Origin of the sequence: Parablautia muri (genome assembly GCF_009917485.1) — a bacterium.
Classification (GTDB): domain Bacteria; phylum Bacillota; class Clostridia; order Lachnospirales; family Lachnospiraceae; genus Suilimivivens; species Suilimivivens muri.
In genome coordinates this window covers 80,638-97,923 of sequence record NZ_QZDT01000017.1, presented here as the reverse complement: position 1 = coordinate 97,923, position 17,286 = coordinate 80,638, and the positions used below count along the sequence as shown (strand labels likewise).

Genomic DNA, 17,286 nt, shown 5'->3' with positions numbered 1-17,286 from the left:
TGACAGGAAAATGAGCAGATTTGTGACAGCGGATAAGATTGAATCTGTGACAGCTCATGAAGTTATTAACAGAAATATTACAAAAATTGATAATAAGTTGATATATTCTAATAGCGTAAAGATACAAGGTGTTAAAGAAGGTATTGAAGATATAATACTTCAGAACACAGGTAAATTTGATGGAAAAGGTAGTGATTACCTGGCACAGGAGGTTTTCATAAATGGAAATACTGCATATCAGCAGTTGACCAAAGAGCTTAGAGATGGGCTGAATGTGGCGAAGCAGGAAGTTGAGAGGGCTAGTGAGGAGAAAGCAGCTGCAGAAGAAGATGTTAAGAAAGCGGATGCAGCAGTAGCGGCAGCGAAGAAAGCCGGAGAAGATGCGGCAGCAAAGCAGGCAAAAGCAGAAACAGATGCAGAGGCGGCGAAGAAAGCGATAAGTGAAGCAAAGCAAAAGGTTACGGATGCTCAGCAAGAAGTTGTACAGGCGCAGGAAAAGTTATTAAATGCCCAACAAGAACTATCACTTGCTGAAACTAATTTGGCCAATGCGAAAGCAAATACTGCTGATAAGCAGAAAGCTTATAATAATGGACAGAACAAGGTTAACAGTGCCAATAAGGGAGTGGACGGAAAGCGGAAAAAGAAGATGCTGTAAATAAATTATCAACATTACTGGAACAGGCAAAAGAAAATGTAGATTCGGCGATAGCGAAAGAAACTTCAGCTTCAAATTCAAAGACTGCTGTTCAGAATGCTTATGATAAAGTACTTGCGGCAGTGAACGCATTGGCTGATTTGAAGGAACAAGAAGCAGTGAATGAAGCTGCTTATCAGAAAGTGATAGTTGCTTATGAAAAAGCAGTTTCCGAATATGAGAGTGCTCTTGAGGCAAAGGGAATTGCAGATTCGTATCTTGCGCAAATCAGAGATGCGGCAGCTCGTGCACGTGCAGCAGCGGATGCGGAATTTGCTTATAATACTCGGACTACTGCATCCGGCGGCACAACTGGTGGCGGAGAAAGCGGCGGTACATCCGGCGGCACAACTGACGGAGCAGGTGGTGCAACCGATGGCGGTACAACAGGCGGCACAACTGACGGAGCAGGTGGAACAGCGGCGGTAGTTCCGGGCGCACCTGTAACAAACATTCCCGCTGCAGCAGTGCCTCTGGCAGCGCCTGATATGACAGATGACGGAACAGTACTGTCAGGTGATGCAACGACAGCAGGTACCAGAAGGACTGGTGCAGGCGCCAGAACAACAGGCAATACAGTGACAGCAGATGGTGAAGGAGAAGAAGATATCATCTTAGCCAGAAACAATGAGACTATTGGCAGCAATATCATTCAGGAAGATGAAGAAGTGCCGCTTGCAGCATCAGAAGAATTGGAAGATACGGAAGGTGTTGTGGATATAGAAGACGGTGAAACACCTCTGGCAGCTTCAGCATCGGAGCAGACCAAAATGTCCTGGTGGTGGTGGCTGATTGTGCTGGCACTTGGCGCAACAGGGGCTGAGATGTACAGGAGACACCGCAGGAAACTTGAGGAAGATGACACAATAGAGAATTAGAAAGAAAATTTCTTGATAGGAATGAAAGGAGTTTCAGGAAATGAAGGCTCCGAAACAGAAATAAGTGTTGCCTTTATCGATTACGCTTATAAGAGGAATAAAAAGCGGCTATCCATGAAATAGATTCACAAAAATGGATTTTACATAGCAGAAAAGGCAAAGAAATAATCGTATAGCAGGCAGTGGCGTTTTATTACAATAAGCCGGTTCGCGAAGCGTGACAGTGTTTGTTGGAATAAAGAATGCCGCTGCCTTTTCTACGCAACTGTTGCGTCTTTTTTGTTTCCAAAAGAGTACTGTATTGTGTTCCATTTTTTCAAATGCTATAATTGAATCACTCAAATGTTATACAATATTACGATACCGGTGAATATAGCTGTGAAATATATAAAACCGCCGATGCTAAGACAATGAGAGAGTGCTGGCTTGGTTTCCACACTTTTGATGTTGAAATGGCTATTGCTGATTTGAAGGAGCTTTATGAACAAAAATGTAATGAGAGGAAGCATTTTAGATAGTAATTCCATACAGGAAACAATTGATATAATAACTTCCTTTTCGAGGTTGTGTACTCATTTAATTTTTATGAAATGGAACAAAGGGTGATTCCATGGCTAACATTTTAATTGTAGAAGATGAAAAGAATATGCAGGATATTATCTGCGAATATATGCGCAGGGGAGGTCATACCTGTTTTACTGCGGATGATGGTGTGGATGCCCTGATGATATTGAAAAATAATCCTATGGATTTGATGATATTGGACATTATGATGCCGCATCTTGATGGTTTTTCCGTATGCAAAGTGGCAAGGGAAATGAGCAGCCTGCCCATCATTATGCTGACTGCCAAAAGTGACGAGGAAGATAAGCTGAAAGGCTATGAATATGGTGCGGATGATTATATGACCAAACCGTTTAGTCCGAAAATACTACTTGCAAAGACAAACGCCTTGCTGCGCCGCACTTGTGCATCCTGCGCAGACACGATCAGCGCAGGAAAAATAACGATAAGCCCTGCAGCGCATAAAGTGTTTTTAGACGGTTTGGAAATTACCCTGACATACAAAGAATATGAATTGCTCTATTTCTTCCTGTCTAATCCGGAACAGATTTTTTCAAGGGAACAACTGTTAAATCGTATTTGGGGATATGATTTCGAGGGGAATACACGGACAGTGGACACGCATATCAAGACTTTGCGGCAAAAATTAGGCAGTGAGGGAAAATCCATTGTAACGCTTATACGCTCCGGATATAAATTTGAGGTGCCAAAATGAAGGAACAATTCTCACTGCGTACAGTACGAAAAAAGCTGATAATGGCTTCAAAGATTGCAGGTATCATGTTGATGATTTCTTACCTTATATCAATGCGATTACCTTTGGGAGAGGATATTTCTTTTTTGCTGTGGATAGCATTTGTTATTTTCATGACAATGGTTATCGATTATTTGTTAGGACGATTTATTTCCGCCCCAATCAGTAAAATATGCGAGATGGCGCACAGGGCGGCAAGACTGGACTTTTCGCTGCCTTGCAAAATAACATCAAAGAACGAATTTGGAGAGCTTGCAGACAATCTGAATAAAATGTCTGAGAATTTGCAGCTTGCACTTGAAAAGCTGGAAAAAACCAATATCCGTCTGGAAGAAGATGTGCGGAAGGAAAGAAAACTGTTAAATGAAAGAAAAGAATTAACAGACCGGCTTTCCCATGAAATGAAAACACCGATAGGCGTTATCCGTGCTTATGCGGAGGGAATACAGGACGAGATGGACGAAGAAAAAAGACAGAAATATTCTGAAATCATTATTTCTGAAACAGAAAGAATGGGCAGGCTTATCGAGACATTGCTGGATTTGTCCGCCCTGGAAAACGGGGCCGTATCATTGATGCCGGAACGGTTTGACTTCGTAGAATTTGTAGAAACGGTAGCGGGGCGTTTGTTGATAGATATGCCGGAGGGCGATTTTGAATTACAGTATGAACTTCCGGAACATAAAGTTTTTGTTGTTACGGATAAGATGCGAATGGAGCAGGTCTTAAATAATTTCATTGTCAATGCGAAAAAGAATGTTTCCCCAAAGGGGATTTTACGATTATCATTAATGGAACAGGACAATATGCTGCATTTTTCCGTTTATAACCAGGGCCTTTCCATACCACCGGAAAAGCTGTCTAAAATCTGGGAAAAATTTTATCGGGATAAAAATGCGGCGTACAGCGGTTCGGGATTAGGCCTTGCGATTGCGGCACAGATTTTATCCATGCAGAATTTAGAATATGGAGCAGAAAATTTATCAGACGGCGTCCGGTTTTTCTTCTCTATTCCTGTCATAAAATAAGACTTTCTTTATAAGCGGCTTTTCCTTCGGAAATAAAAGGAAAGCCGTTTCTTTGTACAGCAACTCTTAGACGATGTATTATGGCGCCTTAGAGTTGTTTAATGTTCTGTTCACGCTGACTTTTATGGTATCGCTGCACATCCTGCCGGAGAATGCCCATATTATGGGCATTCTCCGAAACATTAAGCAATTCTTAGATGGCGTTTTATGCCGCCTAAGAATTGCTTAATGTTTTCTTCACAGGAATTTCACAGTGACCACACTTTGATTTCACCTCCTTTTTTTATGTTATAGGCACACAGCCGCACAAAGTAATTAAGCGCTTTGCTGCATGCGGCCGGCACAAGCAAATTTTTAACAATCAACAAATTTGTGCTTACGCCCAAATTTGCAGGTTGTTGGCAAGAATGGAGGATTGGTATATGTTTTTAGGAATTGAGTTGTATTGGTGGCTGCTCATTGTGATTGCGCTGGTAATCGCTATCCCTTTCAAAATCAAATTTATGAAATGGTGGAGCAAACGCCAGAAGGAAAAGAAAGATGACCGGCGCGGGAAGTGGGGGGATGATGAATGATTGAAGTAAAGGATTTGATTTTTTCATACGGAAAGGATAAGCAGGCTCTGCATGGCTTAAATTTTACGGTAGGAGATGGGGAAATATTTGGCTTTCTGGGGCCTAACGGTTCCGGAAAATCAACAACACAAAAAATACTCACCGGAATTTTGAAAGGACATAGCGGCTATGTGTCGTTATTCGGACAGAATATTTCTACGGCACATACACAGGATTTTTTTCAAAAGATAGGCGTTTTGTTTGAATTTCCCTACCTGTATGAAAATTTAAGCGCCATTGATAATCTAAAATACTTTTCTTCTTTCTATCCTGCAAATCAGTGCAGGGATATTGGGGAGATTTTAGAGAAATTAGAATTTAAGACAGATTTTCTGAAAAAACCTGTTTCATCCTACTCAAAAGGTATGAGGCAGCGTGTAAGTATGGCAAGGGCCCTTATCAGCAGTCCGAAACTATTATTTTTGGACGAACCAACCAGCGGACTTGACCCTTCCGGCGCTGTTTTGTTCCGCAAGATCATAGAAGAAGAACGAAAGAAAGGCACAACAGTATTTTTGACCACACATAATATGCTGGATGCGGATTTGTTATGCGACAGGGTAGCTTTTATTACAAAGGGAAATATTGTTGCATTAGACACGCCGAAAAGATTAAAAGAGCAAAACAGCAACCAACGTGTGCGGATTGCTTACCTGTATCAGGGCAAACGGGAAGAAAAAACAGTAGAAATCCCGGAGTTAGAAAGAGGCATTCCGTTCCGGCATGATGAAATTATCAGTATCCATTCGGAAGAACCAACTTTAGAGGATATGTTTATCCAATATACCGGAAGGAGGCTGTCCTGATGAGGAAAAATTTTTGTTCTTTATTCAAAAAAGACTGCCAAATAATGTTAGCCGGAAAATTTTTCTTTGTGGCTTTGGGGTCACTGATTCTTTATACGTTGTTTATTAATTTTGGATACATTCATTATATGAATGCCGAACTCTACAATGTATACCTGTATGACCCACAGGGAACACAGCAGGAAGTGTCCGATTTGATTCATCCGGTGGCATCGTTGGAGGAATTAGACGCAGCTCTTTCCGCGGATACAAATGGAGTCGGAATAGATGCCAGTTCCGGAACGCCGGCTGTTGTTTTATATCATGGAAGTGAAAAGACGGATAATCACAGTGCCGACTATGGACTGTCACTTCTTCATCAGGGAAATGTACACACGACTCAAATAGTAGGCACAAATACACCGGAGTTAAAACAGCGCAAGGAAATGTGCAGTGAATTATTGTTTATCGAAATCATTGCCGTTGGCTTTTTAGGGATTGCCTCGGTTTTATTCAAAGAAAAGCAAATGGGAGTTATCCGAGTTCATGGGATCTTGCCATTCAAAAAGAGCTTGTTTATCACGTCAAAATTGACTGTTTTCCTGGTGTCCGATTTGATTTTTGCAGCGCTGATGGCCCTGTTTAATATAGGATTTCATGAAGCAGCGGGCATTTTACCTGACATATTGGTACAGACTGGGATTTTGTCATTGGTGATGGCGCTTACGGGATTTGGATGCACTATGCTGCTGAACGATTTCAGACAGTTTTCCCTTGCCTATGTGGTAATCGTTATTTTTGCATCGGCGCCTATCTTTTTGTCAGCCAATACTTCCGTAAAAATGGCTTGGATCGACTGGCATCCCTTTTATCATGTATATATGGGGCTTAAAAATGCCTGCTTTGGGATGCCTGTTACCAATCCCGTTTACTATATCTGTTCCGCTTGTGGAATTGTTATTCTGTTCCTGATTGTGCGAGCGGCATTCCACAGGGAAATGGGAAAGGAGGGCTGATGATGAAGGGTTTGATTTATCAGATTAAAAGTGTATGGAAAGATAAATTTTGTATCATGTCTTTTCTCTTACCAATCATCATTGCGTTAGCTTTGCATTTTATTGGTGGGATTGACCTTTCTTCTGTGACGGAATTTCATTTTGGCGTATTGGAAAGCGACCTGTCCGCCCGGACAATTTCCTGGTTAGAGAGGTATGGTTCCGTAACCGCTTATGAAACACAGGAAGAATTAACCGCTGCAATCAATGAACCTTCCACATACATGATTGGAGTAACAGCGGATGGTGATGAGATTCAAACAATGATATCCGGTGATGAACTGGATTTATTTCGTCAAACGGCTGACACCCTTCCGGCATTATATATGGAAAGAGAGCGCGCAGAGCAGATAAGTGTCACTATTTTAGAGCGTTTTGATGTGATGGCCGGGTTTCAAAATATTTTTATTGCCATAACGTTAATCGCTGCTATGTTTATGGGGTGTACTTTTAATGCTATGAATATAATAGCGGAGAAAGAAAACGGTGTGGATTTCGTCAATCAGATTTTGCCTATGACACAGAGCGAGTATATAATTCAAAAAATTTTTGTGGGATTTGCAGGCGGATGCCTGTCTGCTGTTCTGACAGCCTGTTGTTATTTCCGCATGCCAATTAAGAGCGCGCTTCTTATGACGCTGCTGATGATGCTCTCTGCTTTTGTAGCTGGGCTGGTTGGATTGTTTATCGGTAAATTTTCCGAAGGCCTTATGGTAGGTGTTGTCTATATTAAGATTGTTATGATTATATTTATGGCAGTGCCATTGGTAGCCTATTTGACGGGGGTAAGCGGTTTGGTTTTGGCGTTTTGCTATTTCGTACCGTCCAGTGCAGCCTTTGAAGGGATTATGAATTTAGCAGGCAGCGATAAACCGGCGATAGCAAAAGATATGTTAATTCTTATGGCACATTGTATTTTTTGGTTTCTGCTTTATCTGACAATTTCCCAATGGCAGAAAAAGCATTCATAATGCTGCCGAAAAGATGCCAAAAGTTACCAGTTTTGTACGGAATCCGGATTATTGCAATCAAAATAAAGGTGCGGAGAAAATTATAAGCTTTCTCCGCACACTTTATGAATGGCATCCATAATTCTGTTTCTGGTAAGATCGGCAATTTCCTTTGTGGTCATTTCTTTATAATCCTCGTAAAGGATAGGCGCCAGGAAATGCACCTGCGTTTTTACCGGTCTTAGGGAATTTAGTTCAAATGGTTTGTAGGAGTCAATCAGGGCTACCGGAACTATGGGGCTTTTGGATTTAATAGAGCATTTAAAAGCGCCGGGTAAAAATTCATGCACTTTGTTCCGGTTGCGGTAATAGCCGCCCTCCGGGAAAATAATGATGCGCCGTCCGGATTTTACCTGTGCAATAACATCCATAATGGTCTTAAACTGCTCCCGCATGTCTGTCTTGTCCAAACGAATTCCTTTGAGCAAGGTGATAAACTGCGAGGTGACAATGGGGTGGGAGCGTTTATCATCTATCATGACGGTGCAGGGATTAGGATGGCCGGAAATAATACCCAGCGCATCGTATTTCCCCTGGTGGTTAGCGTACATAACATATCCGCCTTGGGCAGGCAGGTTCTCGGTTCCGTAAACATCCGTGCGGATAAAACCATTGCGCTTTAAAATAGAAACGGCTTTTCTTGCCACCTTGTAGCGGTCTTCTTCTGTGTAGGCATCCGTATGCCTTTCTATGTACCCGGCTTTGCACAGATAAAATACGATAAAGGGTAAGGAAATGATAATTACAAAATAAAATCTTAACATAAAAATCCTCATTCCTGCAAACACCCTTAAATTTGGGTATAGGCATAAAGTGTTAATTTCTGATAAGTAGAATAACATATTTTTATTTTTTTTTCAATTTTTAGAAAATTGCTTTCCATGAATTGAAAGAACGATTGTAGTATCAGTTCAGATCAGGATTTTGCACTTGCTGCAAAGACTGTGAGAACATGATTATTTTTCATATATTAACAGAAGATGACGCCTGGAAGTATATTGCCTGATAGATATATTGTGTTATATTGCCAGTATGAGAAAACCATAGAGCCAAAGGCGGCTTTACCCCTCTTATTTTTCGGAGGGTTCAAAGAAGCCCTCCGGCCGAAAGAAAGGAGGGCGATACAATGTATGTTACATATCAGGACTTGATTCAGATAGGAATACTCATTGTTGCCCTTGTTAATTTGGTTTATCAGATTTACAAGGGAAAAAAGAAATAGCCGCCACTACTCCCAATAGTGACGGCAGACCTTTACCAAAGTAAAGTAGAGGTATACTAGTTCATAAAATGGGATAGAGCCGCTTCTATGGCTTTTCCCTTTTGTTACAAACGCTGTCTCGCAAAGGGTGACAACATTTGTTACATTCAATATAGCATATCCGGTGGCGGGAAACAAGAATTTTTTTCCCAAACTGTTTATTGGCTAACCTGTGAAAAGTAACATGGTATTAAGCGATACATGTGAAGCGATAGGATATCCGAGTTAAGGAAGGATTCGGCACTCAAATAAGTTTAAACAATGGGATACCGGCATCTGCTATGGCCTTGTATACATTGGCAGATACAAAAACAAATGAAAGATTCCTTCCTTCTGCATTATTTCCATATTGCCGTCATATTTCTTCACGGTTTCCTGAATGCTCCTTAAACCAAGGCCATGGTTTTCCGCATCCTTTTTCGTTGTTTTTGGAAAAAAATTTTTCCCGGAGTTTATTTCGTTTTGTGTGGGAGCGTTGTTTTTACAGGCATTCTGAATGTTTAGGGCAAGAACGCCTTTACTTGCCCCTGCGTTTAAATGCACCTGCCGCAAATCTTCGGTAAGCTCCAGGCTGGCCTCCACCGCATTGTCAAGTGCATTGGACAGAATTGCGCACAGGTCGGCCTTGTCAAAAGGAAGCTGCTCCTTGATATCCACCTTTGGATAAAAGCGTATTCCGTTTTGGCGCATCAGTTCCTCCTTTGCGGTCAGCACAATGTTGACTGTGGTATCGCCGCACCAGGTAAAAATCTGTTTAAAGGACGGGTTATCCAGCATGCCCTTAATGTAGTCGTCCTTTTGCTGCGGAGGAAGGGCCAGGAGAATCTGCAAATGGTTGGATAAATCGTGGCGCAGCCTTCGGGTTTCAAATTGCTGCTGCTCCATGGCTTTATAATACCTTTGGTTCTGCAGGGCCAGCATATTTTCGCCTTCCAATCTTTGCTGTCTCTCTAAAACGGTCAGGGCGCGCAAAAGCCCTGCAAAGGACAAAATGACCACAAAAAACAGGGCGGAATCTGCGAATATGGTTCCATTTATCTGCATATAAGGGCTGCGCAGCAGGATCAGGGAAAGCATGATGCCAAGGGGAGAGAGGGTCAGCAGAAACATCAGCCGCCAAAGAGGAGCGGAAAGCTCAAAATCCGGCTCCGGTTTCCGCATCCGTATGCCCAGATAGAGCATGAGCGCAAAAAGGGATCTTCCAATCAGGTACAGATGGTCATATAAAGTATCCATCCCCCAATAATAGGCAAAGAACCCTACGCAATTGTCATAAAAACCATTGAATGCAAAAATGGTGCTTGCAAACATCAGCCCTAAGGTAAGCTTTTTAAGACCGGAGCCCTCACAAGCGCACCATAAAACAAGCAGGAAAAAGACCATACTGAAAGAAAGGTTTACCAAATCGCCAATAAAAATAATCATAACGCTTATGAGCCAGCAGCCAAAAAGCAGAAGGCCTTTGTGTTGCCATTTTTTCTTAACCTCAATCAAAAGGGATAAGGCGAAGTAAACAAAAATGGCGGCAATTAAGCCAAACAGGCTAAGAGACAGGAATATGATTCGCTCTGGTAAGTCCATTTTAATGTCCTCCATATATTGAAAGTTATATCTGTAAGCAGTGTTACAAATGATACCTGCAAGCTGGCCGCAACCGGATGTGCAGATTATGATTCGATTTCTAACAGGGCTTTGGCCAGTTTCATCGTGGCCTTTTCCTTTAATGCTCTGCTCATAGGGATGGTCTGACCGTCCACGGTGATGCTTTCGCTGCCAATATAAGTAACCTGCCTGGGGTTAACCAGATATCTTTGATGTACCCGCACAAATAAACCGTTAAGCCGTTCCTCCACTTCATCCAGTTTCCCATAAAAAGTATGGATAAGGTTTTGGGACAAACCGGAACAGACCAGATTTATTTTCCGCTTATCACTGTAAAAATAAGAGATGCCCGATAAAGGAAGGCGGTAGGTGCCCTTCGCATTTTTAAAGGAAAAGGTTTTTTCGTGGTTATTAAAAATATGCTCCCTGACCCGTTTGAGAACTTCCAGCAGTTTTTTGGCTTGTGCAGGTTTTATCACATAATCAAGGGCGTTTACTTTGTAGCCGTCAAATACATAATCACTATAGCCTGTGACAAATACAAGACATATTTCCCTGTCAAATTCTCGGATTTGCTCCGCCGCCTCCATGCCGTTTATTCCGTTCATTTCCACGTCAAGAAAAAGAAGGTCGATTTCCCCGGGATGTTTTCTAATCCAGCGTACGGCCCCTTCCCCTGTGGAAAACTCATAAACAATTTGTTCCGATTCCTCATGAAGCACCTTTTCCAACTGAAAGCGTAAAGCATCTCTTGCATCAATTTGATCATCGCATATCCCAATCCGAAGCATCTTTATACCTCCTGCATACAATAGGCAAAGCGTAACAGCGTTTATTTTCCTTTTTTTCACAAGACATCTTATCATCATTTCTTCGTTGGAACAATCCTGACTTGAACCAAACTTTACAAAATTGCCGCCAAACTTTACATACTTTGTTTTTCTCTGCCAAAAGTTACATAAAAGCCGCTTAAAATGACATCTCTTTTTCCGGCTGCTTTTTTGTCGGCTATATTAGTATTTAAGAACAGTTCCGGTTACTTTTTATACGTTGGCCTAATGATACGTGGAACATCTGTTTTTCTCGGTCTGGTTGTCAGATGCTGTGCGAAAAGTAGGCGGATCATTTGAGCGAAACCTGAAGCGAGTGAGAAAATATTATGGTTTACGATAAGTAAACCTGGGAAAAAGAGAGGAGCACTACTATGCTGTATGTAAAAAATCTTCACAAATCTTATCAAAGTGGTAATAAGTCCTACAATGTATTAAAAGGAATCAACTTATCGGTTGCCGACCAGGAATTTGTGGCGGTCATGGGACCTTCCGGCTCAGGAAAAAGTACGCTGCTTAATTGTATTTCCTGCTATATCCCATTTGAGCAGGGAACCATTACCTTAGGGGAGCAGGAGCTTAGAGGACTTGATGAAAACAGTCTTGCAAAAATACGCAACGAAAAACTGGGATTTGTTTTTCAGGATTTTATGCTCCTTGACGGACTTACCATGCGGGAAAATATTCTGGTTCCCAGAATTATCTGGGGAGAGGCGGACAAACAGGCTGAAAAACTTGCGGACCAGCTTTTAGCGCTTTTTGATATTGAGCACATTGCTTCAAAATATCCGGCGGATGTTTCAGGGGGAGAGAGGCAGCGAACCGCAGTTGCAAGAAGCCTGATTAACCAGCCTCTGCTGATTCTTGCAGATGAACCTACGGGAAATCTTGACAGCAAGTCCAGCCGGGCGGTGATTGAATCCTTTGAAAATGCCAGGAATAAACTGGGAGCATCTATTTTTATGGTGACTCATGACAGCTTTGCTGCATCCTTTTGCGATAGAGTGATTCTGCTTAAGGACGGCACGGTTTACGATACATTAGAGGCGGAGCCCGGACACAAAGAGGAAAGACGCGGCGCTTTTCAGGACCGTTTGCTGGGGGCTATACGGGAAATGAGTAATATGGAGGATTCGTTATGATGACATTAAAAAGTTTGGAGAGAAAATTACAAAAAGCGGATGCGAAACAGGCAAAGCTTTATTTGTTTTGCAATTTTGTTTCTTTATTGTTGATTACGGCTTATTCGGCTATGATGTTTTCGCCTACGGTGCTTTTGGTTCTTCCGGAAGGCGGGGACAGCCGTAAGCAGATGATAGCAATCTTTGTACTGGCGCTATTTGGATGCGTGGTGTTTACGATTTACGCGTCAGGACTTTTTTTCAGGAAAAAGGCAAAACAGTTGGGGACGCTGATGGCCCTTGGGGCATCAGGCCGAAAGCTTCTGCCGGGACTGCTTGGGGAAGTGTTTGCTTTAAGCGCCATATCTTCCCTTTTGGGAATTGTGGCAGGATTTCCCTTTGTGTGGATTTTATGGAACAGCTTTAAGCTGATAACAGACAGTAACCAGATGGCCTTGACCCTTGATTTTAAATGCCTTTATTTATCAGCGGTATTTTTCGTAATCGTAGTGGGTTTTTCCTGCCTGAACGCTTATCGGTATTTAAAGAGAACCAATATTATGGAAGTGATGCATGAAGAACATAGAAACGAACCGGTACGGGAGATGGGCAGATGGTGCGGCCCTGTGGGCATCGGGCTGGTTTTAGGCGGGGCTGTCCTTGGATATATGGGCCCTGTTGTATGTCATCGTGTATTGAACTATTACGCGCCGGCGTGGCTTAATATTTTGTATGCGCCTGTTTTTGTGGGACTTTACATGATTATGCTGCATACGGTGGTGAACGGCTGGCGCTCCCGTAAGAAGCATCCGTATAAAAATTTGATTGCAAGAAGTATGATGAAATTCCAGGGAAAACAGACAGTAAATAATCTTCTTGTCAGTACGGTACTGATTGCGGGAAGTGCGTTTGGCATTTTTTATCTGCCGATGATGAGCGTAGATAGAATCATGGAAATAAAATCGCGCCCTTATGACTATTATTACCACTACCGGGCGGACCAGGAAATTCCGGGCGAAGAAGAAATTTCCGCCCTGGCCGCCCAGTATGGCCTTGCCATTGCGGATTTCAGGCAGGTTCCGTATCTGTCTCTTGGCATGGACGGTATCAGCGAGGTGGAGGATGGAAACTCTTTTCATTATGAACGGATGCCGCTGAAAAGTGAAGGAAGATTTTTATCACAAGATTCCTACGAAAGAATCACCGGAGAGAAAATTTCCGTGCAAAAAGGCGACTATATGGCGATTTCCAATACCGATGAAACTGGCCTTTATTACCTGGAAGATACGGCTACGGTTCTTACGAATATGGTTACCTTCCAAAGTCTTCCCACAAATTTTGGAGGGTATGCCCATTATGATTTTTTGATGGACTCGCTGGGATATTATGTATTAAACAACGAAGACTATGAAACCATTGCCGCAGGACTTAGCAAAGAGTGGATGGGCCAGACTGCCGTTTTTAACATAGACGGCCAGGATAGTTATGAATTTTCCCAGGACTTTTTTTATACGCTGGTTTCTTCCTTTGGACCGGAATGCGAGCAGCCAAGCTATTATGACCGGGTAAAAAAATACTATGACAATCAAATGGGAGAAGTCTACTGGGGAGACACAACGCGCATGACAAAAATCAGCTATTCCGAACCAAATACAAGTGATTTTAGAATGTATTGGAAGTATATGCCTAAGAGCCGTATTTTAGACAAGACGGAATTTAACAGAACATTTGCAGTGTTTCTTATGATGTTTTTATTCATTGCCATTATCTGTTCCCTGGCGGCTGTGATTATTGAGTACACCCGGTGTATGACGATTGTCCTTAACAACCGTTATGTTTTTGAAGATTTAAAGCGGCTTGGCGCATCCCCTGGCTTTATACGGAAGGAGATCAAGGGCCAGGCGGGGCCGGTATTTAAAATTCCCGCGCTGGTTGGTATGACCGCGATGTATTTGCTGTATGCCCTTTTGATGTTTGGGAATGATGGAAAAATTACCACAAACGAAATAGGCGGGCTGGCGGTATGCCTTCTTGTCCTTCTGGGCATTGGAGGTGTCTATTATCTGGTCTACCGGTATGCGGTAAAGAATATGTGCCGTCAGATTTTTGAGTGACGCCTTATGCTTTGCTGGGTTACAAGTTTGCTGACCCTTTTGCTGCTTGTCGAGGATGTATTTCATTTTTCATCACTTTTTCGGTCTGCCCTGTTTCCCATGCTCTAAATCGTGAAGAATGACACACTTAAACTTATCCTTTACGCTTTGGGTACTGGCAGCCGAAAATGTACCTCGACTATATACCTTGTCTTGTCAATCTTTTCTCTCGGTTTTCTATACGCTCTGACGCGATGTTACTTATTCAGTTGTAATTATGGTAATTGTTAGCCGACAATTAGAATTTAGTTAAATCTTATTGCAAAATTCTATAATTTCACCTTTCCTTTGTTCCACTGCATCTTTATATTCTACTGAACATAAACCTAATCTATCTTCACAACATTCAACCTCTAAATGCCCGTAAAAATGTTCAATACTTTCAAAAATGCGCTGACATTCTCTCATGCTTGTTCCTGTTCTTAATGCTACTACATAGCCTTTCTTTCCAGTGCTTAAGGTTGCATGTGGCTCATGGGTATTACACCAAGGCGTACACCTATCAATAAAAACTTTAAACTGTCCGGGAATGTCTGCCCAATAAGAAGGTGATACTGATATGATGGCATCTGCCCACTCATAGTTTTCAATGATTTTATCAACATCATCATGCTGAACACATTTAGCCGTATTATGGCATGTTCTACACCCTTTACAAAAACCAATATGAAAATCATCGATACATATACTTCTGACATCATATCGCTCCTTTAGACATTGAGAAATTATATTTACTATTTCTGCCGTTGCACCATTTCTGACAGGACTACAATTCATCACTAAAACTTTCATTTCGTTCAACCTCCATAATTCTGATTTATATTTTGGACAGAATATCACAATCACGCTTATAGTTCAATTGCATTTTCACTAAATTTCTTCCTCCCTCCATTTCGTTTTGTTCTGTTATTCTTGGCTTTGCGTTTCTTCTCGTTCTGCTTTTTATTTTCGTTGGCTGCATGCTGTTTCGCCTGTTGCAATGTCTACAATGCCTTTTCTAAATTTCTGTTTGCGTCATTTTTGCTCTCAATCATTTCTGATGCCTCGTTCTTTTTGCGCTGTGTTGACGGTTTCTGAAAATAAAAAAAGTATCTGATTTACTGTTAAAATAAATCGCTTAACTTCGTTAGCTTGCTGTGGAATTTTTGACTGGCTGCCTTTTGAAACGTAACTACGATTCACAGGCCGGCTCAGCGTGGAAATGGATTGACAAACCCTTTCCGAAAGAATATAAATATTTATAGAATTTAATGAAGTAGAAAGGGAGAGGAAATGAAAAAATTAAAGAAGAAAGCGGCAGTGCTTGCCATAGCGCTTTTACTGCTGGTTACGGGATGTGGAAACAGTAAGAAGGAAATTGTTCTTAAGGAATATACTTCTGAGGATGAAACCGTAAGCATCCAAATGGATGAAAGCTGGAAGGTTGAAGCTGTAAATGACGAAAGTGGAAGTGAAGGCTGGATATCGGCATTTACGGAGGATGATTCGGAAGGCATTGTTGTGATGCAGCTTACCAAGAGCGTTTATGGTGCCGGGGTTGACATGGACAGATTTAAAGAAGTAATTGAAAGTACGTATCCCATGTCAGAGATGGAGGATATGGAGGCTCCGTCTGTTCCCGGTATGGCGGTTGACAGTGCGTATAGTTGTGATGTGACCGCTGAGGGAGTTAAGGGAGCCGGGCGTGTGGTTTACGGCGAGACAGATTATGCCTTTTACTGCATTTTATATGCGGTTCCTGAAATGGACGACCAAAAGGAAGAATATTTTAAGAATGTGTGCGGAACCTTTAAGGAGACGGCACCGGAAATAGAAAATGCATCGACTGTGGAGGCCACGGATACGATTCAGTGGTTTAACAATACCTGTGCGGTGCTGACGGCGGTAAATGGCTGGGATTATACTATGTTTGGCGGCCTTCCGGCAAACGATGCCAGCAAACAGATTGCCCAGGCCCTTTTAGCGGACTGGTGGGAGGTAACCGACCGGGCATCAGCGGATGAAACTATGGACTGGCTTTTGACGGAAGGGCATCGGATTTCGTTTATAGAGGATATGGAGTATATAGGAGAATCCGGTGTAGGAGATGTGCCGAAGGAAGAAAGGATCGACTATTTCCTTGACAATTTTTATATAGACGAGGAAGAAGCGCAGAATTATGACATCTGGTATAGCTGCTATGAACAATTTGGCGACAATGCCTTAGCGGCATGGGATTACAGTCGGGCGATGTCACTTTTAGGGAACTATTATCTTGCAGGCTATTATACGGAGACAGAAGCGCTGGATAAATCTTTGGAAGTGGCGCAGATCATTCAGGAGGCCTTTGGCTCATGGGATGATTTCATGGAAAGCTATTTCGTGGGATATGAATACTGGGCGGAAGAAAGCAGCCAGGAAAGACGCGGAATTTATGAGGATATCAAGGCGGAGGCTGATAGTCCTTATCATGTAGATTGGAACTTGACGCTGGAGAAAACCTGGTAAGTCTAAATAGAAAACCACCCCTAAACTTTGATCGGTAGTGGGGTGGATTTTCTATCTACATTATTTGGTCAACCCACCTTCACAAACATTGATTTTATCTGACTCAAAAGAATACAAACACGGCAACAAGGGATATTGCGTTTCCGAGAATATGTGAAAAGGTACTAATAATGCAATTCCCGGCTTTTTGAGAACCATTGCAATCGTATTGAAACGCAAACCCGATTCGGAATTTTGTGTTTTGTCAACAGCTTCCGTAATAAAGAAAAATGCTATCCCAACAAACATGGAATATTCTGCTATTTTCGAGGACGGTACCACTGTTGTTATCGTCAGCAGTATCATTGCTATAACATTTTTCCCACAGGCGTCTGGGCAACGCCAGTTGCAATCTTGCCGTCTTACATCAAAGAAACGAACAAATGTTCTAAATGCGCTTGACTTTGT

17 protein-coding genes are annotated in these 17,286 nt (G+C 42.1%); 12 read left to right on the top strand and 5 right to left on the bottom strand.

Features of this window, described 5'->3' with window-relative positions; translation table 11 throughout:
- The 8 genes from D5281_RS11875 to D5281_RS11845 all read left to right on the top strand — a co-directional run.
- Nucleotides 1-658, top strand: a 658-nt coding sequence (locus tag D5281_RS11875) for a hypothetical protein (protein ID WP_277935324.1), incomplete at its 5' end; no start/stop codon positions are given.
- Between the two features lie 131 nt (nt 659-789).
- Nucleotides 790-1,575, top strand: a complete 786-nt coding sequence (locus tag D5281_RS11870; protein ID WP_160560415.1) for a hypothetical protein — start codon at nt 790-792, stop codon at nt 1,573-1,575.
- A gap of 610 nt (nt 1,576-2,185) precedes the next feature.
- Nucleotides 2,186-2,854, top strand: a complete 669-nt coding sequence (locus tag D5281_RS11865; protein WP_160560414.1) for a response regulator transcription factor — start codon at nt 2,186-2,188, stop codon at nt 2,852-2,854.
- On the top strand, nt 2,851-3,921 hold the full coding sequence (locus D5281_RS11860) for a sensor histidine kinase (RefSeq protein WP_160560413.1): 1,071 nt from the start codon (nt 2,851-2,853) through the stop codon (nt 3,919-3,921). Before D5281_RS11865 ends, D5281_RS11860 begins: the two co-directional genes overlap by 4 nt.
- 422 nt (nt 3,922-4,343) lie before the next feature.
- On the top strand, nt 4,344-4,496 hold the full coding sequence (locus D5281_RS25685) for a hypothetical protein (protein ID WP_277935323.1): 153 nt from the start codon (nt 4,344-4,346) through the stop codon (nt 4,494-4,496).
- Nucleotides 4,493-5,341 (top strand): ABC transporter ATP-binding protein, encoded by an 849-nt coding sequence (locus D5281_RS11855; RefSeq protein WP_160560412.1) that lies wholly within the window; start codon nt 4,493-4,495, stop codon nt 5,339-5,341. Before D5281_RS25685 ends, D5281_RS11855 begins: the two co-directional genes overlap by 4 nt.
- Nucleotides 5,341-6,336 carry an ABC transporter permease gene (locus D5281_RS11850; protein ID WP_160560411.1) on the top strand — a complete coding sequence of 332 codons (996 nt, stop codon included), beginning with the start codon at nt 5,341-5,343 and terminating at the stop codon, nt 6,334-6,336. The genes D5281_RS11855 and D5281_RS11850 overlap by 1 nt, the downstream gene beginning before the upstream one ends.
- Nucleotides 6,336-7,346: an ABC transporter permease gene (locus D5281_RS11845; protein ID WP_330584981.1), complete on the top strand. Its 1,011-nt coding sequence runs from the start codon at nt 6,336-6,338 to the stop codon at nt 7,344-7,346. Before D5281_RS11850 ends, D5281_RS11845 begins: the two co-directional genes overlap by 1 nt.
- A gap of 80 nt (nt 7,347-7,426) precedes the next feature.
- On the opposite strand, the gene D5281_RS11840 is transcribed toward D5281_RS11845, so the two are convergent.
- Nucleotides 7,427-8,149: a lysophospholipid acyltransferase family protein gene (locus D5281_RS11840; RefSeq protein WP_160560410.1), complete on the bottom strand. Its 723-nt coding sequence runs from the start codon at nt 8,147-8,149 to the stop codon at nt 7,427-7,429.
- A gap of 362 nt (nt 8,150-8,511) precedes the next feature.
- On the opposite strand from D5281_RS11840, the gene D5281_RS25680 reads away from it, so the two are divergent.
- Nucleotides 8,512-8,607, top strand: a complete 96-nt coding sequence (locus tag D5281_RS25680) for a putative holin-like toxin (RefSeq protein ID WP_277935322.1) — start codon at nt 8,512-8,514, stop codon at nt 8,605-8,607.
- Nucleotides 8,608-8,925: 318 nt separating this feature from the next.
- Here the strand turns inward: D5281_RS25680 and D5281_RS11835 are convergent, their stop codons facing one another.
- Nucleotides 8,926-10,227, bottom strand: coding sequence for an ATP-binding protein (locus tag D5281_RS11835; RefSeq protein ID WP_160560409.1), 1,302 nt, complete (start codon nt 10,225-10,227; stop codon nt 8,926-8,928).
- Between the two features lie 86 nt (nt 10,228-10,313).
- On the bottom strand, nt 10,314-11,039 hold the full coding sequence (locus tag D5281_RS11830; protein ID WP_160560408.1) for a LytR/AlgR family response regulator transcription factor: 726 nt from the start codon (nt 11,037-11,039) through the stop codon (nt 10,314-10,316).
- 413 nt (nt 11,040-11,452) lie between these two features.
- Between D5281_RS11830 and D5281_RS11825 the strand changes: the two genes are divergently transcribed.
- Nucleotides 11,453-12,220 carry an ABC transporter ATP-binding protein gene (locus tag D5281_RS11825; RefSeq protein WP_160560407.1) on the top strand — a complete coding sequence of 256 codons (768 nt, stop codon included), beginning with the start codon at nt 11,453-11,455 and terminating at the stop codon, nt 12,218-12,220.
- Nucleotides 12,217-14,313, top strand: coding sequence for an FtsX-like permease family protein (locus tag D5281_RS11820; protein WP_160560406.1), 2,097 nt, complete (start codon nt 12,217-12,219; stop codon nt 14,311-14,313). The genes D5281_RS11825 and D5281_RS11820 overlap by 4 nt, the downstream gene beginning before the upstream one ends.
- Nucleotides 14,314-14,601: 288 nt before the next feature.
- Here the strand turns inward: D5281_RS11820 and D5281_RS11815 are convergent, their stop codons facing one another.
- Nucleotides 14,602-15,144: a flavodoxin family protein gene (locus D5281_RS11815; RefSeq protein ID WP_160560405.1), complete on the bottom strand. Its 543-nt coding sequence runs from the start codon at nt 15,142-15,144 to the stop codon at nt 14,602-14,604.
- Between the two features lie 480 nt (nt 15,145-15,624).
- On the opposite strand from D5281_RS11815, the gene D5281_RS11810 reads away from it, so the two are divergent.
- Nucleotides 15,625-16,839, top strand: coding sequence for a DUF1266 domain-containing protein (locus tag D5281_RS11810; protein ID WP_160560404.1), 1,215 nt, complete (start codon nt 15,625-15,627; stop codon nt 16,837-16,839).
- 60 nt (nt 16,840-16,899) lie between these two features.
- Here the strand turns inward: D5281_RS11810 and D5281_RS11805 are convergent, their stop codons facing one another.
- Nucleotides 16,900-17,127, bottom strand: a complete 228-nt coding sequence (locus D5281_RS11805; RefSeq protein WP_160560403.1) for a hypothetical protein — start codon at nt 17,125-17,127, stop codon at nt 16,900-16,902.
- Between the last annotated feature and the right edge of the window lie 159 nt (nt 17,128-17,286).